The following is a 23008-nucleotide window of genomic DNA, read 5'->3' as shown; positions in this document are numbered from 1 at the left end:
CGTGGACATCGTTCTCCGGTCCCTGCGCGGCGTGCACTGGTGGATCACCTCCGTCATGGGAGACCACGACTACGCCCGCTACGTCGACCATCTGCAGCGCCGACACCCCGACGCGCCCGTTCCCTCCGAACGGGAGTACTGGCGTCGTCGTCACGCGGAGGCCGAGGCCAACCCGGGAGCCCGATGCTGCTGACGCCTCCGCTGACACCATGAGGCGGTGACTGCACCGCGCTGGACCACCACCGAGGCCGACCTCGACGTCACCGAGCCGTACGACGTCGGGTGGATGACCTGGTTCCTCGCCGGTCATGCCGTCCCCGGCATGGAGACGATGGTCGACGGAACCTACCGGCGGTCGCTCCGTCTGCCGCACGGTCCGGCCGTGGTGTCGTGTCGGCTCGATCGACACCCGCGTCGGGGTACGAGTGGGGGTCGGACGGTGCTGCGTGTCGTCGTCCGCACCGCGGACGACCGGAACGTCCCCGATGCCCTGGATCGAATGCGCCTGCTGTACGGCGTCGACGTCGACTCCGCCGACGCCGACGCGGTGTTGGCGGCGGATCCGGCCCTCGCTCCGTCGGTCGCACAGGCGCCCGGCATCAGGGTCCCCGGATCAGTGGACCCGTCGGAGACCCTGCTGCGCACCATGATCGGCCAGCAGATCTCGCTCGGTGCCGCGGCCACCCATACCGCGCGGCTGGTCGCGGCGCTCGGCGATCCGGTCGGCGACGACGAGGGGGCGGCCGAGCACGGCATCGTCCACCTCTTCCCCACCCCCGCAGCCGTCGCCGATTCCGGTGCGTCCGTTCTGACCGGCCCGACGCGGCGGATCACCGCCATCGCCGAGACCGCCCGTCGACTCGCCGACGGCGACGTGGAACTGCATCGCGGCCGACCGGCCCCCCAACAGGAGGCCGACCTGCTCGCTCTCCGCGGCGTCGGCCCCTGGACCGCCCGGTACGTGTCCATGCGTGTTCAGGGAGACCCCGACGTGCTGCTGGACACCGATCTCGTCGTGCGTCAGGGCGCCGCGCTGCTGGGGGTGGATCTCCGCGAGTCGGGGCGCTGGTCGCCGTGGCGCTCGTCGGCGTCGATGCATCTGTGGCGAGTCGCTCTGCTCGACCGGGGCGCCTATCCGGTCGCCACGGCATGAGGGGTGACTGCGGCCCGCCCGGGTACAGTGCAGGACGCATGCGACCTTTCTCCTCGGGTCGGTTCGTGACCACCCCCAACGGGAAGGAACACCCCACCGTGGGAGAGAACGACGCAACCTCGTCCGCAGATACCGAGGCCGCCCGCCCTCGCCGCGACCGCTCCGCGCTCTTCGGCAGTGGTGGCGCGTGGCTCGCCAAGTGGTCGGCGATGGTCCTGGTCATCGCCGGAGCGCTGTGGGTCGGCGGGTGGCTGATCGGCCAGCTGTGGGTCATCGTGCTGCCGGTCCTGCTCGCGCTGATCGTCGCCACCGTGCTGTGGCCGCCGACCCGCTGGCTGCGTCGCATCGGGGCTCCCCCGGCGCTGGCCGCGGCGACCTCGCTGCTGGGCTTCCTCGCGGTGCTCGCGGGAGTGGTCGCGTTCATCGTCCCCTCCGTCGTGGAGCAGGCTCCGGACCTCGCCGACAGTGCCCAGCAGGGCATCGTCCAGGTCCAGGAGTGGCTCGAGGGCCCGCCGGTGAACCTGGACGACCAGCAGATCGACAGCGCCGTGCAGGCAGTGGGCAATCAGCTGCAGGACAGCGGCGCGATGATCGCGTCCGGTGTGTTCTCCGGTGTCGCCACCGCCGGGTCGATCCTGGTCACCCTCGGACTGGTGCTGGTGCTGAGCTTCTTCTTCATCAAGGACGGCCCGCGCTTCCTCCCCTGGCTGCACGGTCTCGCCGGACGCAAGGCGGGCGGGCACATCGCCGAGGTGCTCAGCCGCGTCTGGGACACGCTGGGCGGATTCATCCGCACCCAGGCCATCGTGAGCGCCATCGACGCGATCTTCATCGGCATCGGCCTGCTGATTCTCGGGGTGCCGCTGACCCCGGTCCTGATGACGCTGACGTTCCTCGGTGGCTTCATCCCGATCGTCGGTGCGTTCGTCGCCGGTGCCCTGGCCGTGTTGGTCGCGTTGGTGGCCAACGGATTCACGACCGCCGTCATCGTGTTGGCCATCATCCTCGCGGTCCAGCAGATCGAGGGAAACGTGCTGCAGCCGATCCTGCAGAGCAAGTCGATGAAACTGCACGCTGCCGTCGTCCTGCTCGCCGTCACCGCCGGCGGCTCCGTCTTCGGCATCATCGGCGCGTTCCTCGCTGTTCCCGTCGCCGCCGCGGCGGCCGTCCTGGTCCGGTACGTCAACGAGCAGATCGAGCTGCGGTCGGACGAACACCCGCCGGCCAACGTGATCGCCGAGAAGGTGCACGACGATCTCGGGACCGAGGGCGACGACGCGCCCGTCGTGGTGCACGAGCACGACACCCGCTTCGCCCCCGAGCCCACCGAACCCTCCACAGCCCCCGCCACTTCTCGGCCCACCGAGTCTTCGCGGCCGGACGCCCGCGACTGACCCGTCAGAGCGCGGGGGCGTGCACCCGCACGGTCGATCCGGTTCGCCCACGCATCACTTCGAGTCGACTGGGAACGCGGTCGCGCAGTTCGCTGACGTGGCTGACGATGCCGACGGTGCGACCGCCGGACCGAAGGTCGTCGAGCACGCCCATCACGGCGTCGAGGGAGTCGGCGTCGAGGGTGCCGAAGCCCTCGTCGACGAACATCGTGTCGAGAGTGACTCCCCCGGCCTCCGCCGCGACCACGTCCGCGAGCCCGAGTGCGAGCGAGAGCGACGCGCAGAACGCCTCCCCACCCGAGAGCGTGCCGGCGGGTCGGACGACCCCGGTGTAGTCGTCCCTGATGTCGAGCCCCAGACCGCCCCGCGTGCCGCGCGGCCCGGCCTCGTCGGAATGCACGAACTCGAAGCGCCCCTCCGACATGCGCCGGAACCGCAGCGACGCCGCCGCGGCGACGTCCTCCAGCCGCGCTGCGAGGACGTACGACCGGAGCGACATCTTGCGGGCGTTGGCACCGCGGCCGGCGACGACGTCGGCCAGACCCTCGAGTTCCTGCTGCCGCCGCTGCAGCGGTCCGATCGCGTCCGCCACGGACCACAGCTGTGCCGTGAGGTCCGCGAGCTGGCGCGACCTGCGTTCGGCCCCGTCGGCGCTCGCCACGGCCCGGTCCAGTGCCTCGCGCGTGGCGGCGTCCGCCGCGTCGACGACCTCGGTGTCGACCGGGCCGCCCGCCATCGCCGCCGCGACGTCCGCATCGGCGAGCGCGGCGCCCGCCGCGGCCTCCTCACGCTCGGCCCGGGCGAGGTCGGCACGCAGTCGGTCCCGCGCCTCCGCCGTGCGCGCGGCGGCGATCGCCTCCGCGCGGCCGGCGAACCCGGCCGCCGCCACCGCGTCGATCACGTCCGCGTCCGCTCGATCCGCCGCGGCGCGGGCAGCAGCGGCGGCGGCACGGGTGTCGCGTACGGCGATCGCGGCCTCGATGGCCTGCTCGACACCCCGTCGGCGATCCGCCACCGACGCCGAGGGACCGATCGCCGCCTCGACGCGCGCGGTGTCCTCGGCGATCCGCGTCTCGAGCGCGGTGAGTCGCTCGCGGGTGGACGCCAGCTCCGCCGACACGGTGGTGATGCGGGCAGCCGTCTCGTCGGCCTCACGGTCGAGGGCCGCCCGTGCGGCGGCGACCGTCTCGCGGCGGTCGGCCTTCTCCCGCAACCGCATCACCTCGGCCGTGGCGGAGTCGAGACGCTCGGCGAGCACGGCGGATTCGGCCCCATCGTCGGGACCCGAGAGTGCCAGGATCTCCCGGAGGTGCTCCACCCGTGCTCGCGCGGACGCGTCGTCGGCCTCGGCGGCACTCTTCCGGGCCTCCGCCTCGCGCTCCTCCCGGAGATCGACGTGATCCTCCCGGCGCACCGCCGGCATCGGGTGTTCGGTGGCCCCGCAGACGGTGCAGGGCTCACCCTCCGTCAGCCGCGCCGCGAGCTCCGCCGACATGGAGTCGAGACGCCGTTCTCGGACGTCCAGCCACTGCGCCCGCAGCTCGTCGCCACGACGGCGCGCGACGTCGGCCGCCTCGACGGCCTCCGCCAGACGACGCTCGACCCGACGACGCTCCAGCCGGGCGTCGACGGCGGCAGCGGCGTCCGACCGACGCGACTCGGCCGGTCCCAGAGCCGCCGCGGCGTCGAGACAGTCGGCGAGGTCGGCGTCGAGACGCCGGCGGTCGCCGGGCACCGCGTCCAGGCGTGCCCGCGCGGCCGCGAGCGTCGTCGTCAGCTCCGCCACGCGGTCGGACGCCGCACGGCGATCACGGTCGGCGCTCGCTCGGTGCCGCTCGATCTCCGCGACGCCGTCGAGAACGGCGATCTCCCCGCTCCAGTCCTGCACGGCCGCGTCGAGACGCGCCGCGTCGGCCTCGGACGGCGGCCACGACAACGCCGCCACGATCTCCGCGGCGCGGGTTCCGGCGGCCGTGTCGACCGCCGCCGTCAGCGCCTCCTCGGCGCGGTCGGCGCGCCGTCGGGCTGCGTCGTACGCCGTGAGGCGACCGATCACGGCCTCGGCGCGGCCGGCGGCGGCGAGTTCCTCGGCGCGACGCTCCCGGTCGGCACGACCGGACGCCAGCGCGGCCAGGGCCGCCCGGGCGGCCTCGCCGCGACGACGCGCGTCGGCCCGGCGGTGGGCATCGGCGGCCGCGACGCGGGCGGTGTCGTGGTCGGCGCGCGCGGCGGCCAGCCCGGCCTGCTCGACGACGACCCGGTCGCGGGCGGCCTCCGCCAGACCGGTGGCCCAGTCGACGACGTCGTCGCCGACGACGTGATCGACACCGGCCGCGGTGGCCACCTGGGCGGCGAGGCGGTCGAGGGCGCCCGTCCGGCCGGCCAAGGCGTCGGCACCAGCCCGTCTCCGCTCCGCGAACCACTGCTCGACGGACGTGAATCGGTCGGTGTCGAACAGTTGCTCGAGAAGGGCGCCGCGATCCTCCGTGCGCGCCCGCAGGAACCGCGCGAACTCGCCCTGCGGCAGCATCACCACCTGGAAGAACTGGTCCACCCGCATGCCGAGGAGGCGCTCGACCTCGCGCGCGACCTCGTCGATCCGCGTGAGGTTCTCGCCGTCCCCGTCCTCCCACACGAGCGAGGCGGACGCGTTCTGCTTGGTCACGCCGTTGCCCCGGCGCTTGGGGCGCAGGTACTCCGGGGTGCGGGTGAGGGTGACGCGGCGGCCGCCGAGGGTGGCGTCGAGCACGACCCGCGGCACGACCCCCGCCTCGGCGTGATCGGAGAGCAGGCGCCGATTCTCCCGGCGGGACCCGGGGAGCACCCCGTACAGCGCGAACGCGACAGCGTCGAGCACGGAGGTCTTGCCGGCACCCGTGGGGCCGTGCAGCAGGAACAGACCGTCGGCACCCAGCCGGTCGAAATCGATCTCGACCGAACCCCCGAACGGGCCGAACGCCGTCACCGAGAGCGCGTGGAGCCTCACGCCGACATCGCCACCGACTCGTCGTCCGTCGTGACCGTCGTCGCCGTCGTCGCCGTCGACGAATCCTGCTGCGCCACGGCCGCTTCCACCGCGGCGTCGAGCAGGGCGCACTCGCTGTCCGACGGTGCGCTCCGCATGTCGGTGACGAAGCTGCGCACGATGGCCGCGTCCGTCCGGCCGATCACCTTGTCGCGGTAGCGCCCGAGGTCCGAGCCCGCCGGACGGTGCCATTCGAGATGCACGGCGAACGGAAACCGCTCGCGCAGAACACGCATGGCATCCATCGGCCGCACCGCATCGGTGAGCACCGCCGACACGTAGTGCTCCTCCGCCGCGTCGAACCGCGCGTCGGACACCAGCTCGTCCAGCGTGCCCTCGAGCACGGAGAGCCCGCGCACGACCGGGAGATCGACACGTGTGACCTCCGCGAGGCCCTGCGCATCGAGATCGATCAGCCACACCGCCTTGCGGTGCGACCGCTCGCCGAACGAATAGGGCACGGGGGAACCGGAATACCGCACGTGCGCCTCGACTTCCTGCGGCGAGTGCAGGTGTCCCAGCGCCACGTAGTCGACCCCGGCGAACGCGCCCGCGGCGACGGTCTCCACGCCGCCGACCGAGATGGACCGCTCCGATCCCGTCGCCTCGCCGCCGACCACGAACGCGTGCGCGAGAACCACCGACCGCGTCGGCGTCGGCCGCCCCTGGAGATCGGCCCGCACGCGACCCATCGCCGCTGCGAGGACGCTCGCGTGCGAACGCCCACTCGCCACCCCGAGTTCCCGTGCAGTGGCGTCCGGTTCGAGATAGGGAATGCCGTAGAACGCGACGTCGCCGTGCTCGTCGGCCACGACCACCGGCTCCCCTACCTCGGACACCGTGGTGAACACGTGCAGGCCACCGGCAGCGGAGAACGACGCGCCGGCGCCGAGACGCGCGGGCGAATCGTGGTTGCCCGACGTCACGACGATGCGGGCACCGGCCGCGCGAATGCGCTCGAAAGCGCTGGTGCACAACCGAACCGCGTCGGCGCTGGGCACCGCACGGTCGTAGACGTCGCCGGGCACGACCACGACGTCGACCCCGCGCTCACGCACGATGTCCGCCACCGCGTCGAGCGCACGCCGCTGATCGGCCAGCAGGTCGACACCGTGGAAGGTGCGCCCGATGTGCCAGTCCGAGGTGTGCAGGATCTTCATACGACCGACGCTAACGGAGGGGTCCGACAGAGTGCGGTCGACGCACGGAAGGCCCCCGAGCTCGATCTCCGTCTCGGACGGACGTGTCGGTGGTATCGGCCATGCTGTGCGCCATGACCGCCGTGACCGCACTCGTCGTCCTCGTCGCCCTCGCTGTGGGTATGGCGTTGGGCTGGTGGCTCCGCAGCGCGAGGGGCGACGTGGAACTCGCCCGCGCGGGCGAGCGTCTGGCCGCCTCCGCCGCCGGCGAGGAGGCGGTCCGCCGCTCGCTCGCGCTGCTCAACGAGGACGCCGCCCGCCGACACTCGGGCGCGATCGGCGAGAGCATCGCCCGGGTGGTCGACCCGCTGCGGGACGCCGTGGACGCCCTGGAGAACCACGTGCGGGTGGCCGAGCGGGACCGGGTGAGCGCCTACGCGGGACTGACCGAGCAGGTCGCCGGGATGCACCGGGCGTCCCGGCATCTCGCGTCGCAGACCGATCAGCTGGTCACCGCCCTCCGCGCACCCCAGATCCGCGGGCGGTGGGGCGAGATGCAGCTCGAGCGTGTGGTCGAACTCGCCGGGATGACGCGGCACTGCGACTTCGACACCCAGGTCGTCGGCGACGGCGTGCGGCCGGACCTCGTGGTGCGACTGGCGGGCGGACGCTCGATCGTGGTCGACGCCAAGGTGCCGCTGGTGGCGTTTCTCGACGCGGCGGCGGAGACGGATCCGGAGACCGTCGATCGGCACCTCGAGCGCCACGCTCGGCACCTGCGCACCCACGTCGACGCGTTGGCGGACAAGAAGTACTGGCGGGCGTTCGACCCGTCGCCGGAATTCGTCGTGCTGTTCGTGCCGGGCGATCCTTTCCTCGACGCCGCGCTCACCAGGGATCGGGGCCTGCTCGAGCACGCCTTCACCCGCAACGTGGTGCTGGCGACCCCGACCACCCTCGTCGCCCTGCTGCGGACGGTCGCCTTCACCTGGCGCCAGGAGAGCCTGGCGGAGGACGCCGCTGCCGTGGTCGCCCTCGGCCGCGAACTGTACGAGCGGCTGGGGACGGTCGGCGACCACGTCGACAAGGTGGGCAACCATCTCGGCAAGGCCGTCGACGCGTTCAACACAGCGGTCGGTTCGCTGGACAACCGAGTGTTCGTGACCGCGCGCCGGTTGCACGAGATGTCCCGATTCGACGGGGATCCGCCCACCGCGAGCACCGTCGACGTTCGCCCGCGGGGCGTGGTCCGGGCAGCGACGCACACCACGGCGCCGCCGCGTCACGGGCACGCCGCCGAGGCTCCCGGGTAGATCGGCGCTAACCTCGGTGTGTGTCGACCACCCAACACGCACGCTCGGGAGTGCCACTCGATCACCGTTCGGCGCTCCCCACCGTGCCCGGAATCCCCGCGTGGGGTGCCGTGGCGCTGGCGGCCGGAGCGTGTGTCCTCGGCTTCGCCGTCGACGCGATGCGAGCCGGAGAACCCGGCGCCACCTTCGCTGTGCTCTACGTTCTGGGCTGCGCCCTCGCCGTGGTGGCCGTGCGCCGCAAAGGACTCTTCGCCGCGATGGTGCAGCCGCCGCTGCTGATGATCGTGGCCGTCCCCGTCGCGTACCAGACCACCGGGGACGATGCCGGCAGCTCGCTCAAGGACCTCGTCCTGACCGTCGCGGTCCCGCTCGTCGATCGCTTCCCGCTGATGTTCCTCACCACGATGCTGGTGCTCGGCATCGGCGCGGCCCGGCTGCTGCTCGATCGCCCGCACCCCGCCCGCGCCCGCAGCTCCGCCTCCCGGCCCTCGACGCGCCCGACCGAGTCCCGCAAAGCCGAGTCCCGCAGGGCCGAGCCGCGCAAGAACGAGGGTCGTACGACCGACAAGACCCGCGTGCGGCGACCGGAGAAGGCCGACGCACGGCCCGAGACCACCGGCCGACGAGCGGGCGGCCGCGCGGAAACCCGGCGGGCCCGTGCCGACGCACCGGCATCCCGGCGGATGCGCGGAACGCCCCGTGACGACGAGCAGGCGCACTCGGCCCCGGAGACCGGCCGTCGGCCGCGCTCGGAGAGTGAGCGTCGACGGGAACGGGAGCCGCGGCGATCGGCGGACCCCCGGCCCTACTCCGCACCCCGCCCGTACTCCGAGCCCCGCCCCTACCCCGAGGCCCGGCCCTACCCCGAAGCCCGTGCCTACCCCGAGCGCCGAACGGGAGTGGAGAACGTCACGCCGCACCCCACGCCGCGGGTGCGCTACCGGGACCGGGAGAACTAGGCGCCCGCCGGGGGGCGTCAGACGCGAGCGGTGGTCCGCAGCTCCCGCGGCAGGGCGAAGACGAGGGTCTCGTTGGCCGTGGTGACGGGCTCGACGGAGCCGAAGCCGTGTTCGGCGAGCAGATCCAGGACGCCGCGCACGAGCACCTCGGGTACCGAGGCGCCGGAGGTGATGCCGACCGTCCGCACGCCCTCGAGCCACGCGGTGTCGACCTCCTTCGCGTAGTCGACGAGGTAGCTCGCGCGAGCGCCCGCGGCCAGCGCGACCTCGACCAGTCGCACGGAGTTCGAGGAATTCCGCGATCCGACCACGATCACCAGATCGCACTCGGGCGCCATCGCCTTGACCGCCACCTGGCGGTTCTGCGTGGCGTAGCAGATGTCGTCGCTGGGCGGGTCCTGGAGCAGCGGGAACTTCTCACGCAGACGTGCGACGGTGTCCATGGTCTCGTCGACGCTGAGGGTGGTCTGCGACAGCCAGATGACCTTGCTCTCGTCCCGCACGGTGACGGCGTCGACGCTCTCGGGTCCGTCGACCACCTGCACGCGATCCGGCGCCTCGCCCGCGGTGCCCTCGACCTCCTCGTGACCCTCGTGGCCGATGAGCAGGATGTCGAAATCGTCGCGTGCGAAACGCTTGGCCTCCTGGTGCACCTTGGTGACCAGCGGGCAGGTGGCGTCGATGGTGCGCAGGTTCCGCTCGGCGGCCGAGGCATGCACCGCCGGCGACACCCCGTGGGCGGAGAACACGAGCAGCGCGCCCTCGGGCACCTCGTCGGTCTCCTCGACGAAGACGACACCCTGATCCGTCAGCGTCTCCACCACGTGGCGGTTGTGCACGATCTCCTTGCGCACGTAGATGGGGGCGCCGTGCTTCTCGAGCGCCTTCTCCACGGTCTCGACGGCGCGGTCGACACCCGCGCAGTACCCGCGGGGTTCGGCCAGCAACACGCGCTTGGGCCCGGTGTACTCCCCCTCGGTCGTCGCCCGCCGGGCGATGCCGAGGTCGAGCGCGATCGGCGCCGAGGTGGACGGGGTACTGGGCACAGCCGAGGACATGGCTCCAGGATACGTGCCCTCCCCGACCGACACCCGCGCGCGCGGGGACTCGACTGGGAAAACGGCGCGTCGTCGGGCACTCTGGGCGTCATGATTCGTCCTCCCTTCGCAGCCCGAGTCGCGCTGGGCATCGCCGTCACGGTGGTGGAAGAGGCTCGGAGACTCCCCACCACGGCGTTCTCGCTGCCGATGACCGCCGTGAGCGAGGTGCTCCAGACCGCGATGCGCTTCCAGCAGACGGTCACCGAGCTCGCGATCAAGGGCGACCAGGTGTTCTCCCTGCTCGGCGGTCGGCCGGAGGAGCAGCCGGAGTGGGCGACGTTCGACGACGACCCGGCGCTCCCGTCCGACGCCGGCCCGACCCCCGGTCGCTACACCGACGTCGCCGTCGACGCCCCGGCCCGGCCCGCACCGACCAAGGTCACGTCCTCGGATGCGGACTCGACCGAGGGCGAGTCCCCGACGTCCGGCCGGTTCGCGCTCTACTCGACCCCGCCGTCCGAGGTGCAGCCCGCCGATCACGTGGTCGCTCCGACGCTCACGGCTGCCGACGCCCGACCGGAGATCGCGGAGTACCTGGACTACGACGCACTGACCCTCGCCCAGCTGCGCGCCCGGTTGCGGTCGTTGTCCGTGGACGATCTCACCGAGTTGCTCGACTACGAGACCGCCGCCAAGAACCGCGCCCCCTACCGGACCATGCTCGAGAACCGCATCACCACCGCCCGCGCGAAGTGACCTCGCCACCGGTCAGTTCGCCGGAGAATCCCCTCCCCGTCCGCAGCGTCGCCACGAAGGTCGCCGGGTGGATCGACCGGCTCGGCAGCATCTGGGTGGAGGGTCAGCTCACCCAGGTGTCGGTGCGGCAGGGCACGCGCACGGCGTTCCTCACGCTGCGTGATCCGGCGGCGGACATGTCGCTGTCGGTCACGTGTTCGCCGATGCTCATCCAGTCCTCCCCCGTGCCGGTGGTCGAGGGCGCGCGGGTGGTGCTCTACGGCAAGCTCTCCTTCTTCACCGGCCGGGGCACGATCTCGCTGCGCGCCACCGAGATTCGCGCGATCGGCGTGGGCGAACTGCTCGCGCGGATCGAACGCCTGCGCGGCATGCTCGCGGCGGAGGGCCTCTTCGATCCCCGCCTGAAACGCCCCTTGCCGTTCCTCCCCCGCGCCGTCGGACTGATCACGGCTCGCGCGAGCGCCGCGGAGAAGGACGTGCTGTCGGTCGCCCGACGACGCTGGCCCGCCGTGCGGTTCGAGGTTCGCAACACTCCGGTGCAGGGCCCGTCGGCGGTGCCCGGCATCCTGCGCGCCATCGCCGAACTCGACGAGCATCCCGACGTCGACGTGATCGTCCTCGCCCGCGGCGGCGGCAGCGTGGAGGACCTGCTTCCGTTCTCCGACGAGGCACTCTGCCGCGCGGTCGTCGCCGCCCGGACCCCGATCGTCAGCGCCATCGGTCACGAGCCGGACAGCCCGCTCAGCGATCACGTCGCGGACGTCCGCGCCGCGACACCCACCGACGCGGCCAAGCGTGTGGTTCCCGACGCCGAGGCGGAACTGGCCCTGGTGGCGGAGCTCCGCGCCCGAAGCTCCGCCGCCCTGCGGGGCTGGGTCGCCCGCGAGGCCCGCGGACTCGACGCGCTCCGGAACCGCCCGGTTCTCGCGGATCCGGTGTCGGGACTCGACCGCCGCGGCGAGGAGATCGCCGAGATGCGCCGCGTCGTCCGCCGGGACGTCCGCCGCGCCCTCGCCGCCGAGAGCACGGCCGTCGACCACCTCCGCGCCCGGCTGGTCACCCTGGGCCCCGCTGCCACGCTGGCCCGCGGCTACGCCGTCGTGCAGCGGGTGGTGCCGGGCGACGATCCCGAGGTCCTGCGCAGCGTCGTGGACGCCCCACCGGGCACGCAGCTGCGCATCCGGGTGGCCGACGGGTCCGTGACCGCTGTCGGGATGGGGCGGGTCGCCGCGCCGAGCACCGCGTCGGAGAGGATGGACCCATGAGCGAGACGCCGGTCGACGAACTCGGCTACGAGGCCGCCCGCGACGAGCTGGTGGACGTGGTGAAGGTGCTCGAGCAGGGTGGCCTGGACCTGGACGCGTCGTTGGCGTTGTGGGAACGCGGTGAGGCGCTCGCCGCCCGATGCGAACAGCACCTCGCCGGTGCCCGCGCCCGCATCGAGGACGCGCTCGCCGGCCGCGACGACGACTGACGGCCCTCGGCCGTCCGGGTCGGTCAGCGCGGGTCGAGCACCGGTGCCGACGCCACGGCCGAGGCGAGAGCCAGGAATTCGTCCTGGTTTCCCGACCCGGTGACGAGCACTCGGCTCCCGCCGAAGTCGGTGACCCAGAAGGGTTCGGTGTCCTCACCGCGATAGACGACCCATTCCGAACCGGCCACGGACTCCACGCCCTGCCCCTCGGTGCGCTTGCCGTCCGCGCGGAAGCGCAGGAGGTCCTCTTCGCTCGCGTCGCTCTGCGTCAGGCCGAGGTAGCTTCCCGACGGAGTGACGAAGCCGACGGTGCTGACCGCCGAGTCCGACCCGGCGATCGAGGGGCGAGACGCCGAGTTGGGAATCCAGTCCGCGGGAACCTCGGGGCGGCGGATCGGGAAATCGACCGAGTCGGCGTCCGCCTGCAATGTCGCGCCCAGATCGATACGAGGAACCTGTCCGGCCTCCGGGCCGCCGACGCGCAACGAGCACTGCCCGGCGATGGCCGCGATCACCACGCAGGCGAGAAGCAGCGGGATCAGTGACCACGCCATGTCCTTGTTGTTCTGGAGGATCCTGGGTTTCTTCTCGGCCACGCAGTCCACTATCCCACCTGCCGACCTGCCGACGCCGCCGCGCGGGGTGTGATGCGACAATCACGGCACGTATCCCCGCCCGAGGAGGCACCGCGCACATGACGGCCAGCACCGACAGCTCCACCCCGATGGCACCGGACCGCAACCTGGCTCTCGAACTGGTGCGTGTCACCGAGGCGGGGGCCCTGGCCAGCGGACGCTGGGTGGGCCGCGGCGACAAGGAAGGTGGCGACGGTGCGGCCGTCGACGCCATGCGGCAGCTGGTGTCCTCGGTCTCGATGCGCGGCGTGGTGGTCATCGGCGAGGGCGAGAAGGACGAAGCCCCGATGCTCTACAACGGCGAGCAGGTGGGCAACGGCAACGGCCCCGAGGTCGACTTCGCCGTGGATCCGGTCGACGGCACCACGCTGATGGCGAAGGGCATGCCGAACGCCATCTCGGTCCTCGCGGTCGCCGAACGCGGCGCGATGTTCGATCCGTCGGCCGTGTTCTACATGCGCAAGCTCGCCGTCGGTCCGGACTACGCCGAGGTCGTGGACATCACCGCTCCGGTGCGGGAGAACATCGAGCGCATCGCGCGGGTCAAGAAGGGATCGACCACCGACGTCACGGTCTGCATCCTCGACCGTCCCCGCCACGCCGAACTCATCCAGCAGGTGCGCGACACCGGCGCCCGTATCCGCCTGATCTCGGACGGCGACGTCGCCGGTGCCATCGCGGCGGCCCGCCCCAATTCCCCCATCGACATCCTGCTCGGGACCGGCGGCACGCCCGAGGGCATCATCGCGGCCGCGGCCATGCGGTGCCTCGGCGGCACGCTGCAGGGGGCGCTGGCCCCGACCGACGACGCCGAGCGTCAGAAGGCGATCGACGCCGGTCACGACCTCGATCGTGTCCTCGTCACCGAGGACCTGGTGTCGGGCGAGAACGTCTTCTTCACGGCCACCGGCGTCACCGACGGCGACCTGCTGCAGGGTGTGCGCTACTCCGGCGGCGGCGCTCACACGCAGTCGATCGTGATGCGATCGAAGTCCGGCACCGTCCGCATGATCGACGCCTACCACCGCCTGGACAAGCTCCGGGAGTACTCGTCCGTCGACTTCGACGGTGACTCCGGCGCCGTCCCGTCCTTCTGATCCGTCCCCGAGATTTCCCGCAACCGACCCGCAACCGACGAGGCAAAGGTTCATGACTGATTCCGACCAGTTCCGCATCGAGCACGACACCATGGGTGAGGTCCGCGTCCCCGTGAACGCACTCTGGCGCGCCCAGACCCAGCGCGCCGTCGAGAACTTCCCCATCTCGGGACGCCCCCTCGAGCGCACGCAGATCCGTGCGATGGGCCTCCTCAAGGCCGCGTGCGCACAGGTCAACAAGGATCTCGGTCTGCTCGACGCGGAGAAGGCCGACGCCATCGTGGCCGCCGCGACCGAGATCGCCGACGGCAAGCACGACGGCGAGTTCCCCATCGACGTGTTCCAGACCGGATCGGGCACCAGCTCCAACATGAACGCCAACGAGGTCATCGCGAGCATCGCGAAGACCAACGGCGTCGAGGTCCACCCCAACGACCACGTCAACATGTCGCAGTCGTCCAACGACACCTTCCCGACGGCCACGCACGTCGCCGCCACCGAGGCCGCGGTCACCGACCTCATCCCGGCACTGCAGTACCTCCACGAGGCGCTCGCGGCCAAGGCCACCGAGTGGAAGACCGTCGTCAAGTCCGGTCGCACCCACCTCATGGACGCCGTGCCGGTCACTCTCGGCCAGGAATTCGGCGGCTACGCGCGGCAGATCGAGGCCGGCATCGAGCGCGTGCAGTCGGTCCTCCCCCGCCTCGGTGAGCTGCCCATCGGCGGCACCGCCGTCGGAACCGGCCTGAACGCGCCCGACGGCTTCGGCCCGAAGGTGGTGGCCGAGCTGGTCAAGTCGACGGGTGTCGACGCGCTGACCCCGGCGAAGGATTCCTTCGAGGCCCAGGCCGCGCGCGACGGCCTCGTGGAGGCGTCCGGTGCGCTGCGCACCATCGCGGTGTCGCTGACCAAGATCGCCAACGACATTCGCTGGATGGGTTCGGGCCCGCTCACCGGTCTCGGCGAGATCCGCCTGCCGGACCTGCAGCCGGGCAGCTCGATCATGCCGGGCAAGGTCAACCCGGTGCTGCCGGAAGCTGCGACGCAGGTCGCGGCCCAGATCGTCGGCAACGACGCCGCCATCGCGTGGGGCGGCGCCGCCGGTGCGTTCGAGCTCAACGTCTACATCCCGATGATGGCGCGCAACCTCCTCGAATCGCTGAAGCTGCTCGCCAACGTCTCCCGGCTGTTCGTCGACAAGTGCGTCGCCGGCCTCGAGGCCAACGACGAGCACCTCAAGCAGCTCGCCGAGTCCTCGCCGTCGATCGTCACTCCGCTCAACAGCGCGATCGGCTACGAAGAGGCCGCGGCCGTCGCCAAGCAGGCGCTGAAGGAGAAGAAGACCATCCGCGAGGTCGTCGTCGAGCGCGGGCTGGTGCCGGAGAAGCTGTCCGAGGCCGAGCTGGATTCCCGCCTGGATGTGCTCGCCATGGCGAAGGTGCGCGACTGACCCTTGCGAGGGTGGTGTGAGGAGCGTCGGAAGTGGTCATTCTTGTGTGACTGATCACATCCGATGTGAGGACACCTCATGAAGCGAACGTCCGCCGCCACACTGCTCGTCCTCACCGCTGCCGGTGCCGCCCTCGCGGCACCGGCAGTGGCGTCTGCAGCACCCCTTCCACCGGACGGGGTCTACGTCGGAACGGATCCGTCCGGCGCGCCGGTCCCGTTCTGGCAGGGCAAGACCATCACCGGTGGCGGCACCGCGGCCACCAACCGTGTGCTGGGAGCCGACGTACTACCGGCGGACGTCTACAGCGCCCCGTCCATCGCCACGGGAGCAGACGTGATCCACGTCGACTACGGCCGACTCTCGCCCGCGCTGGGCGCCCTGGTGCACGACGAGATGACCGTCGACCCGGCGAACCCCGGCCGGTACAACGGCACCGTCTACTTCGTCGGCTTCGGCGGCGCGGCCCCGATCGGCGGCTTCACGCTGACGCGGTGAGAGGTCAGGCCACGCCCACTGCGGAGCGGAGACGGTCGCGCGCGGCCGCGGCGTCGTCACCGAGGCCGTCGAGGTCGAAGACGCCCCACTTCTCGAGCAACGGCCGAATCACCTGCTCGGTCTGCACCGTCTCGTCGTAGAGACCGGCCTCGGCCAGCAGGGCCGTGCTGTTGCCGCGTCCGGGCAGGTCCACGGACGGCAGCGAGAACGACTCGACGGCGTCCGCGACGGCGCGCACGGTGCTGTCCGCGTCGTGCCGCAACGCTGCGGCGACGAGCGCGACGAACAGCTCGGCCTGCAGGGCGTCGTCTGTCGCGATGCGATGGAAGATGGCCGACAGCAACGCGTCCTCGCTGACGTCGGCGCTGCGGCGGTGGCGGACGGCCGCGGCCTGCTCGTCGAGCGCGAACTTGGCGAGGATGTGGACCGCGTGCAGCGACGGCGACCGGTACCCGGTGGTCATGTGCTCGACGCGGATGCGCTCGAGCTCGACGGGGTCGACGGCGCGTGTGGTCATGAGGTAGTTGCGCAGCACGATCGCGTGCCGGTTCTCCTCGGCGGTCCAGCGACCGATCAGCTTCCACCACGTGTCGTTCGCCCGCAGCGCGAACGCGAGGTCACGGTGGTACTCGGGGAGGTTGTCGGCCAGCAGCACCCCGACGGTGGCCGCCAGCACCTCGACGTCGGACAGCGACACCTGATCCGGCGACCAGTCCTCGCCACCCAGGAACGCGAAGTTCCGGCCCGCGTCCCACGGCACGTAATCGTGCGGTTGCCACCCGTCGGCCACCTCGATATGAGCCTCGAGGACTCGCGCGGCGTCCGATTCCAGGGCGGTCAACACGTCGTGGTCGCTGGTGTCCATGCCCCAGAGAATAACGGCCGGACCAGCCCGGCTCGGAATCCTGACGCTCCTCCCCCCGTCTTTGGGTGACTACCAGTCGGCGGCCGCCAGGTTCTGGCCCCGGTCACACCATCCGTCGTGACCGGGGCACCGGCACCTCGCCAGGTGTGCTGCTAGGCCGGTCCGAACTCCTCGAGCATGTCCGTCACCAGGGCCGCGATGGGTGACCGCTCGGACCGCGTCAGCGTGACGTGCGCGAAGAGCGGATGGCCCTTGAGCTTCTCGATCACCGCGGCCACACCGTCGTGCCGGCCCACCCGCAGGTTGTCGCGCTGGGCGACGTCGTGGGTGAGGACCACGCGCGAGCCGGACCCCAGGCGGGAGAGCACGGTCAGCAGCACGTTGCGCTCGAGAGACTGCGCCTCGTCGACGATGACGAACGAATCGTGCAGCGATCGCCCGCGGATGTGCGTGAGCGGAAGCACCTCGAGCATGCCGCGCGCGGTGACCTCCTCGATCACCTCAGGGCTCGCGAGCCCGTCGAGGGTGTCGAACACCGCCTGCGCCCACGGGCCCATCTTGTCGCTCTCGCTGCCCGGCAGATAGCCGAGCTCCTGGCCGCCGACGGCGTAGAGCGGGCGGAACACCACCACCTTGCGATGGGTCCGACGTTCGAGCACCGCGTCGAGTCCGGCCGTCAGGGCCAACGCCGACTTGCCGGTGCCGGCCTTGCCGCCGAGCGAGACGATGCCGATGGACTCGTCGAGAAGCAGGTCCAGCGCGACGCGCTGCTCCGCCGAGCGACCGTGCAGCCCGAAGGCCTCCCGCTCGCCGCGCACCACCTGGATCTGCTTGTCCGGCGTCACGCGCCCGAGCGCACTCGACGACCCGCCGAGCAGGCGAACGCCGGTGTGGCAGGGCAGGTCTCGCGCTTCGTCCAGATCGACGACGCCGTGCGCGAACAGGGTGTCGACGACCTCACGCGACACCTCGAGCTCCGCCATTCCCGTCCAACCCGAGGGCACGACGTCGTGAGCGTGGTACTCGTCGGCCGGCAGGCCCACCGCACCCGCCTTGACCCGCAGCGGGATGTCCTTGCTGACCAGCACCACGTCCCGGCCCTCGGCGGCGAGGTTCAGCGCGCACGCGAGGATCCGCGCGTCGTTGGTGTCGGTGCGGAACCCGACCGGAAGCACGGACGGATCCGTGTGGTTCAGCTCCACCTGCAGAGTGCCGCCGTCGACCCCGATCGGGACCGGCTGATCGAGACGACCGTGCTCGATGCGCAGGTCGTCCAACATCCGCAACGACTCCCGAGCGAACCATCCCAGTTCGTGATGGTGGCGTTTGCCCTCGAGCTCACCGATGACCACGAGGGGCAACACGACGGCATGCTCGGCGAACCGGGTCACGGCCCACGGATCGGAGAGCAACACCGAGGTGTCGAGGACGTACGTGCGGGTGGTGGCGGAGCGAGTTGCAGTCACTTCGGACTCCTCGAACGCCGCGCGGGCGCGACGTGGTCGATCGCTGGACCGGAGGGTCTGCCGATGCCGACCGCCGAACGTCGACGAGACCGAGGATCCGGTCCCTTCTCGGGTCGTTGGATTCGACCATGTCGGAGACCTCCCGCACGGACGGCTTCCCCGCCGTCCGCACTGCCGACGCTACTGCCGCCGGGTGACCCGGGACCCGATCCGTCGTCGGGCGTGTCGGTGAACACCGTGTGACGGATTCCCCTCGGAGTCGGCGCATTCGGTATTCGGCCCGCAACACGGGCCGACGCTGTTAGCGTCGCCGTCGTGCAGAACGCCCAGGAGATGCAGGAATTCGACGGCGCACAGGGAACGGTGGCGTACCGATCGTGGCCGGTGCCACGACCGCCGCAGTTCCTCGTGCTGATCGCGCACGGCTACGGAGAGCACTCCGGTCGCTACGCGCACCTGGCCTCCACCCTGGTGGCGGCCGGCGCGGCCGTGTTCGCCCCGGACCACCACGGCCACGGACGCTCGGACGGCGACCGCGCCGTGGTGACCGACGTCGACGCCGTGGTGGCGGATCTGCACACCGTGGCCGAGCGCGCCCGCGCCGAATTCCCCGACCTGCCGCTCGTGCTGATCGGTCATTCCATGGGCGGCCTGGTGGCCACGCGCTATGCCCAGACCCACCGCGACGAGCTGGCCGCACTGGTGCTCTCCGGCCCCCTGGTGGGGAAGATGGAGGTCTTCGCCGCGCTGCTCGATCTCGACGAGATCCCCGACATCCCGATCGATCCGTCGGTGCTCTCCCGCGACCCCGACGTCGGTGCCGCCTACCAGGCCGATCCGCTCGTCCACCACGGCCCCTTCGCCCGCGCGACGCTCGAGACCTTCGGCCGGGCGGTCGAGACCGTGGCGACGTCGGGCACGCTCGGCGATCAGCCCACCCTGTGGTTGCACGGCGGCGACGACCAGCTCGTGCCCTACGAGCCGACCGCCGCGGCCATGGCGTCGCTCCGGGGCGCGTCGTTCCAGGAGAAGAAGTACGACGGCGCCCGCCACGAGATCTTCAACGAGACCAACCGCGACGAAGTCGAGGAGAACGTGCTCGCCTTCCTCGCCGGCGCGGGACTTCCGCTGCGCAACCGGTAGGGGTCAGCCCAGCAGGCCCCAGTCCTCGAGACCGTCGTACAGGGGGAAGTTGCGTGCCAGCGCGGTGACGCGGCCGCGCAGGGCGTCGGTGGCCTCACCGGTCACCAGTGCCGTCGCGATGATGTCGGCCACCTCGGTGAACTCGGTGTCGCCGAAGCCGCGGGTGGCGAGTGCGGCGGTGCCGATCCGCAGACCCGAGGTCACCATCGGCGGGCGCGGGTCGAAGGGGACCGCGTTGCGGTTGACGGTGATGCCGACCTCGTGGAGCAGGTCTTCCGCCTGCTGCCCGTCCAGGCGGGAGTTGCGCAGGTCCACCAGGGCGAGGTGCACGTCGGTGCCGCCGGTGAGCACCGAGATGCCCTGGTCGGCCACGTCGGCACCGGTGAGACGCTCGGCGAGGATCGACGCGCCACGCAGGGTGCGCTCCTGGCGTTCCCGGAACTCGGGGGTGCCGGCGATCTTGAAGGCCACGGCCTTGGCCGCGACGGCATGCATGAGCGGGCCACCCTGCTGACCGGGGAAGACGGCGGAGTTGAGCTTCTTCGCCCACTCCTTCTTGGCCAGGACGATTCCCGAGCGGGGGCCGCCCAGCGTCTTGTGGACGGTCGAGGAGACGACGTCGGCGTGCGGCACGGGCGACGGGTGCACACCCGCGGCGACGAGGCCGGCGAAGTGCGCCATGTCGACCCAGAGGAGAGCGCCCACCTCGTCGGCGATCGACCGGAACGCGGCGAAGTCCTGGTGGCGCGGGTAGGCGGACCAGCCGGCGATGAGCACCTGCGGCCGGGCGTGGAGCGCCTGCTTGCGCACCTCGTCCATGTCGATGCGGTGGTCTTCCTTGCTCACGCCGTAGGACTCGACCTCGTAGAGCTTGCCGGAGAAGTTGAGCTTCATGCCGTGCGTGAGGTGGCCGCCGTGCGCGAGATCGAGACCCATGATCTTGTCGCCGGGCGAGATGAGCGCCATGAGCACGGCGGCGTTGGCCTGGGCGCCGGCGTGCGGCTGGACGTTCGCGAACTCCGCGCCGAAGAGTTCCTTCGCCCGGTTCCGCGCCAAGTCCTCGACGACGTCGACGTGTTCGCAGCCGCCGTAGTAGCGGCGGCCGGGGTACCCCTCGGCGTACTTGTTGGTGAGCACGCTGCCCTGCGCCTGCAGGATCGCACGCGGCACGAAGTTCTCCGACGCGATCATCTCGAGGGTGTCGCGCTGGCGGCCGAGCTCGCCGGCCATCGCCGCGGCGACCTCGGGATCGAGCTCCGCGAGGGACGCGGTCTCGATCGTGGACTTCACAGGTGCAGCGGTCATCGCGACGGTTCTCCAAGCAGCAGGACGAGCGGTCATCGGGGTCGAGCGAGCGTGCGCCCAGTCTAGGCGCAGCCGATCACCGCAATCCGGACGGGATCAGGGGCTCGTCGAGAAGTCGGGCGAACCGGGCGCTGCGCTCGTCGGCGGTGTCCGCTCGATCGAGCCAGGCTCCGAGCAGCCGGTAGCCCTCGACGTAGGTGGAGATGTACGCCCGCCACAGCGGCGAGGTCAGGAATCGCAACGACTGACGGGCCCGGTCCGACGTCGTCAGCGACCACCGCTCGAGGAACGACGCGACGTCGTCGTGACTCCGCCCCTGGTCGTGGAGCATCAGTGCCGCGTCCTGCCGGACACCGAGCAGCCCCGCCGACGCGGCGTGCACGGCCTCGGCGCGCGCACCGTCGAACCGCAGCCCCAGATCGGCGTAGATCTCCTGCGCCCAGGTCCCCCACCCGGGTCCGATCAGCGACTCGAGCGCGAGGTCCGCCAGTCCCTCCGCCATGAGGCACTGCGGGGTGTTGACCAGGAAGACGGTCTGCTCCTGCTGACCGGCCGTCGCCACCAGGCCGGCCTCCTTGCGGCAGTGCTCGGTGTGGTGGCCGGGGTAGGACTCGTGCGCGATCAGGCGCGGCAGATGCGCCATGTGCTGCTTCAGGTCCGAATTGATCGCCACCGTCGACCGGTAATCGCCGAGGTAGTAGTTGAAGCCCGACCACGGCTTGTCCCCCACCACCTCGTAGGTCACCTGCTCGGCGTCGGGCAGCGGGTACCGCCGTCGCACCTCGTCCCGCAGGGCGCTCGAGAACGCCTCCACGCACTCGGCGAGACGCTCCGGCGGAATCTCGTCCGCCGCGCGGTGGGCCCGCATGCGCTCGGCCAACGGCCCCGATCCGGGGAGCACCTCGTCGAGACTGCGATGCGCAGCCCGGTAGTCGTCCTGGTCGCCGAGGGCGATGTCGACGTCGAAGTAGGCACGGACCTCGTCGACGAACCCGATCTCGTCCCCGGCCAGTTTCCGCGCGGAGCAGGCGAGCGCACGCAGATGAGCGTCGAGGAACGACGCGCGGTCGGCCGACAGGTCGGTCGACGGCAGCGCGGCGCGAAGGTCCGCCGCCCGACGGGCGAGGGTGCGCGGGTCCGGCGTCGGCGCGTTCTCGACGGCGCGGCGCAGCGCGGGATCACCGGTGAAGGCGTCGACGAAGCCCTCTTCGAGTCGGTCGAAGGACAGTCCCAGCGTGAGGTACTCGGTCACGAATTCGTCGGCGTCCACGGTGATCGACCCTACGTCGGCCGACCCGGGTTACGCCCGACCACCGACACCCGGCACTATTTCCTTCGGCACCGTTCGTGAATGGAGGCAGCGTGTCCCGGATGAGCGAGTCGAGTCCGTACGTGGAGTTCGATCGCCGACAGTGGCGCACGCTGCGCAAGGCGACCCCCCTCGTCCTGACCGAGGACGAGCTGACCGGGCTGCGCGGCCTGGGCGAGCAGATCGACCTGGACGAGGTCGCGGAGGTCTACCTCCCGCTGTCGCGGTTGATCCACCTGCAGGTCGCCGCGCGTCAGCGGCTGTTCGCCGCCACCGCGACGTTCCTCGGCGAGCAGACGCCGGACCGCCAGGTGCCCTTCGTGATCGGCATCGCGGGCAGCGTCGCGGTGGGCAAGTCCACGACGGCTCGCGTCCTGCAGGCGCTCCTGTCGCGGTGGGAGCATCACCCGCGGGTGGACCTCGTGACGACGGACGGGTTCCTCTACTCCTCGGCCGAGCTCATCCGCCGCGGAATCATGCACCGCAAGGGTTTTCCCGAGTCCTACGACCGGCGCAAGCTCCTGCGCTTCGTCACCGAGGTGAAGTCGGGCGCGGAATCGGCGCGCGCACCGGTGTACTCGCATGTCTCCTACGACATCGTGCCCGGCGCGTTCACCGAGGTTCGTCAGCCGGACATCCTCCTCATCGAGGGACTGAACGTCCTCCAGACCGGACCCCGGCTCATGGTGTCGGACCTGTTCGATTTCTCCATCTACGTCGACGCCCGTATCGAGGACATCGAGCAGTGGTACATCAGCCGCTTCCTCGCCCTGCGCAAGACGTCGTTCGCCGACCCCGCGTCGCACTTTCACCACTACTCCGGATTGTCCGACGAGCACGCCCGCATGGCGGCGGCCGACATCTGGCAGTCGATCAACCGGCCGAACCTCGTGGAGAACATTCTCCCGACCCGGCCGCGCGCGACGCTGGTGCTGCGCAAGGATTCCGATCACGCGATCAATCGGCTGCGGCTGCGGAAGCTCTGAC

21 protein-coding genes are annotated in these 23008 nt (G+C 71.3%); 13 read left to right on the top strand and 8 right to left on the bottom strand.

Annotation, left to right across the window (positions count from 1 at the left end):
- Positions 1-7 precede the first annotated feature (7 nt).
- From RC2_RS04485 to RC2_RS04475, 3 genes are all read left to right on the top strand, one after another.
- Positions 8-193, top strand: a complete 186-nt coding sequence (locus RC2_RS04485; protein WP_371828695.1) for a YbdD/YjiX family protein — start codon at positions 8-10, stop codon at positions 191-193.
- A gap of 24 nt (positions 194-217) precedes the next feature.
- Complete coding sequence (locus RC2_RS04480) at positions 218-1153, top strand: DNA-3-methyladenine glycosylase family protein (protein WP_068149703.1); 936 nt, start codon at positions 218-220, stop codon at positions 1151-1153.
- Positions 1154-1251: 98 nt separating this feature from the next.
- Positions 1252-2547 carry an AI-2E family transporter gene (locus tag RC2_RS04475; RefSeq protein ID WP_245810980.1) on the top strand — a complete coding sequence of 432 codons (1296 nt, stop codon included), beginning with the start codon at positions 1252-1254 and terminating at the stop codon, positions 2545-2547.
- 4 nt (positions 2548-2551) lie between these two features.
- On the opposite strand, the gene RC2_RS04470 is transcribed toward RC2_RS04475, so the two are convergent.
- Both RC2_RS04470 and RC2_RS04465 read right to left on the bottom strand, forming a co-directional pair.
- Entirely contained in the window at positions 2552-5533 is a 2982-nt protein-coding gene (locus tag RC2_RS04470; protein WP_068149714.1) for an AAA family ATPase, read from the bottom strand.
- The gene (locus RC2_RS04465; protein WP_068149706.1) at positions 5530-6732 is read right to left on the bottom strand and encodes a metallophosphoesterase family protein; all 1203 of its coding nucleotides are present in this window, start codon (positions 6730-6732) and stop codon (positions 5530-5532) included. Before RC2_RS04465 ends, RC2_RS04470 begins: the two co-directional genes overlap by 4 nt.
- A 113-nt stretch (positions 6733-6845) precedes the next feature.
- Between RC2_RS04465 and RC2_RS04460 the strand changes: the two genes are divergently transcribed.
- Both RC2_RS04460 and RC2_RS04455 read left to right on the top strand, forming a co-directional pair.
- On the top strand, positions 6846-8024 hold the full coding sequence (locus tag RC2_RS04460; protein ID WP_072681157.1) for a DNA recombination protein RmuC: 1179 nt from the start codon (positions 6846-6848) through the stop codon (positions 8022-8024).
- A gap of 83 nt (positions 8025-8107) precedes the next feature.
- The gene (locus tag RC2_RS04455; protein ID WP_139277264.1) at positions 8108-8983 is read left to right on the top strand and encodes a DUF6542 domain-containing protein; all 876 of its coding nucleotides are present in this window, start codon (positions 8108-8110) and stop codon (positions 8981-8983) included.
- A gap of 17 nt (positions 8984-9000) precedes the next feature.
- On the opposite strand, the gene RC2_RS04450 is transcribed toward RC2_RS04455, so the two are convergent.
- Positions 9001-10041 carry a 4-hydroxy-3-methylbut-2-enyl diphosphate reductase gene (locus RC2_RS04450; RefSeq protein ID WP_068147749.1) on the bottom strand — a complete coding sequence of 347 codons (1041 nt, stop codon included), beginning with the start codon at positions 10039-10041 and terminating at the stop codon, positions 9001-9003.
- Positions 10042-10131: 90 nt separating this feature from the next.
- Between RC2_RS04450 and RC2_RS04445 the strand changes: the two genes are divergently transcribed.
- Genes RC2_RS04445 through RC2_RS04435 form a run of 3 tightly spaced genes read left to right on the top strand, consistent with a single transcriptional unit; the run spans position 10132 to position 12253 of the window.
- Positions 10132-10779 carry a lipid droplet-associated protein gene (locus RC2_RS04445; protein ID WP_068147745.1) on the top strand — a complete coding sequence of 216 codons (648 nt, stop codon included), beginning with the start codon at positions 10132-10134 and terminating at the stop codon, positions 10777-10779.
- Positions 10776-12044, top strand: a complete 1269-nt coding sequence (gene xseA / locus RC2_RS04440; RefSeq protein ID WP_068147742.1) for an exodeoxyribonuclease VII large subunit — start codon at positions 10776-10778, stop codon at positions 12042-12044. Before RC2_RS04445 ends, xseA begins: the two co-directional genes overlap by 4 nt.
- On the top strand, positions 12041-12253 hold the full coding sequence (locus RC2_RS04435) for an exodeoxyribonuclease VII small subunit (RefSeq protein WP_068102404.1): 213 nt from the start codon (positions 12041-12043) through the stop codon (positions 12251-12253). The genes xseA and RC2_RS04435 overlap by 4 nt, the downstream gene beginning before the upstream one ends.
- A 23-nt stretch (positions 12254-12276) precedes the next feature.
- Here RC2_RS04435 and RC2_RS04430 read toward each other — a convergent pair whose 3' ends face one another.
- The gene (locus RC2_RS04430; RefSeq protein WP_072681155.1) at positions 12277-12849 is read right to left on the bottom strand and encodes a DUF4245 domain-containing protein; all 573 of its coding nucleotides are present in this window, start codon (positions 12847-12849) and stop codon (positions 12277-12279) included.
- A gap of 98 nt (positions 12850-12947) precedes the next feature.
- Here RC2_RS04430 and glpX point away from each other — a divergent pair, with 98 nt between their 5' ends.
- The 3 genes from glpX (at position 12948) to RC2_RS04415 (ending at position 15933) form a co-directional block, all read left to right on the top strand.
- Positions 12948-13985 carry a class II fructose-bisphosphatase gene (gene glpX, locus RC2_RS04425; protein ID WP_068147738.1) on the top strand — a complete coding sequence of 346 codons (1038 nt, stop codon included), beginning with the start codon at positions 12948-12950 and terminating at the stop codon, positions 13983-13985.
- 52 nt (positions 13986-14037) lie between these two features.
- Complete coding sequence (locus RC2_RS04420) at positions 14038-15435, top strand: class II fumarate hydratase (RefSeq protein ID WP_068147734.1); 1398 nt, start codon at positions 14038-14040, stop codon at positions 15433-15435.
- Positions 15436-15513: 78 nt separating this feature from the next.
- Complete coding sequence (locus tag RC2_RS04415) at positions 15514-15933, top strand: hypothetical protein (protein WP_068147731.1); 420 nt, start codon at positions 15514-15516, stop codon at positions 15931-15933.
- A gap of 4 nt (positions 15934-15937) precedes the next feature.
- On the opposite strand, the gene RC2_RS04410 is transcribed toward RC2_RS04415, so the two are convergent.
- Together RC2_RS04410 and phoH2 are read right to left on the bottom strand one after the other, a co-directional pair.
- Entirely contained in the window at positions 15938-16798 is an 861-nt protein-coding gene (locus RC2_RS04410; RefSeq protein WP_068147728.1) for an acyl-ACP desaturase, read from the bottom strand.
- Between the two features lie 152 nt (positions 16799-16950).
- On the bottom strand, positions 16951-18264 hold the full coding sequence (gene phoH2 / locus RC2_RS04405) for an RNA 5'-3' helicase PhoH2 (protein WP_068147726.1): 1314 nt from the start codon (positions 18262-18264) through the stop codon (positions 16951-16953).
- Positions 18265-18579: 315 nt separating this feature from the next.
- Between phoH2 and RC2_RS04400 the strand changes: the two genes are divergently transcribed.
- Positions 18580-19407, top strand: coding sequence for an alpha/beta hydrolase (locus tag RC2_RS04400; protein ID WP_245810952.1), 828 nt, complete (start codon positions 18580-18582; stop codon positions 19405-19407).
- 3 nt (positions 19408-19410) lie between these two features.
- Here the strand turns inward: RC2_RS04400 and glyA are convergent, their stop codons facing one another.
- Complete coding sequence (gene glyA / locus RC2_RS04395) at positions 19411-20712, bottom strand: serine hydroxymethyltransferase (protein ID WP_068147723.1); 1302 nt, start codon at positions 20710-20712, stop codon at positions 19411-19413.
- A gap of 76 nt (positions 20713-20788) precedes the next feature.
- Positions 20789-21982, bottom strand: coding sequence for a DUF885 domain-containing protein (locus RC2_RS04390; protein ID WP_068147721.1), 1194 nt, complete (start codon positions 21980-21982; stop codon positions 20789-20791).
- Positions 21983-22074: 92 nt separating this feature from the next.
- On the opposite strand from RC2_RS04390, the gene coaA reads away from it, so the two are divergent.
- Positions 22075-23007 (top strand): type I pantothenate kinase, encoded by a 933-nt coding sequence (coaA, locus tag RC2_RS04385; protein WP_068147718.1) that lies wholly within the window; start codon positions 22075-22077, stop codon positions 23005-23007.
- Position 23008 lies beyond the last annotated feature (1 nt).

The organism is Rhodococcoides corynebacterioides NBRC 14404 (assembly GCF_001894765.1).
In the GTDB taxonomy this organism is placed as follows: domain Bacteria; phylum Actinomycetota; class Actinomycetes; order Mycobacteriales; family Mycobacteriaceae; genus Rhodococcoides; species Rhodococcoides corynebacterioides.
Note: the sequence above shows the minus strand (reverse complement) of the source record. Positions and strands in the feature narration are given on the sequence as shown.

Bases quoted from the DNA above. Each gene is read 5' to 3' on its own strand.
- RC2_RS04465 (WP_068149706.1), bottom strand. From the start codon at position 6,732: ATGAAGATCCTGCACACCTCGGACTGGCACATCGGGCGCACCTTCCAC.
- RC2_RS04460 (WP_072681157.1), top strand. From the start codon at position 6,846: ATGACCGCCGTGACCGCACTCGTCGTCCTCGTCGCCCTCGCTGTGGGT.
- RC2_RS04450 (WP_068147749.1), bottom strand. From the start codon at position 10,041: ATGTCCTCGGCTGTGCCCAGTACCCCGTCCACCTCGGCGCCGATCGCG.
- RC2_RS04445 (WP_068147745.1), top strand. From the start codon at position 10,132: ATGATTCGTCCTCCCTTCGCAGCCCGAGTCGCGCTGGGCATCGCCGTC.
- RC2_RS04435 (WP_068102404.1), top strand. From the start codon at position 12,041: ATGAGCGAGACGCCGGTCGACGAACTCGGCTACGAGGCCGCCCGCGAC.
- glpX (WP_068147738.1), top strand. From the start codon at position 12,948: ATGACGGCCAGCACCGACAGCTCCACCCCGATGGCACCGGACCGCAAC.
- RC2_RS04420 (WP_068147734.1), top strand. From the start codon at position 14,038: ATGACTGATTCCGACCAGTTCCGCATCGAGCACGACACCATGGGTGAG.
- RC2_RS04415 (WP_068147731.1), top strand. From the start codon at position 15,514: ATGAAGCGAACGTCCGCCGCCACACTGCTCGTCCTCACCGCTGCCGGT.
- RC2_RS04410 (WP_068147728.1), bottom strand. From the start codon at position 16,798: ATGGACACCAGCGACCACGACGTGTTGACCGCCCTGGAATCGGACGCC.
- glyA (WP_068147723.1), bottom strand. From the start codon at position 20,712: ATGACCGCTGCACCTGTGAAGTCCACGATCGAGACCGCGTCCCTCGCG.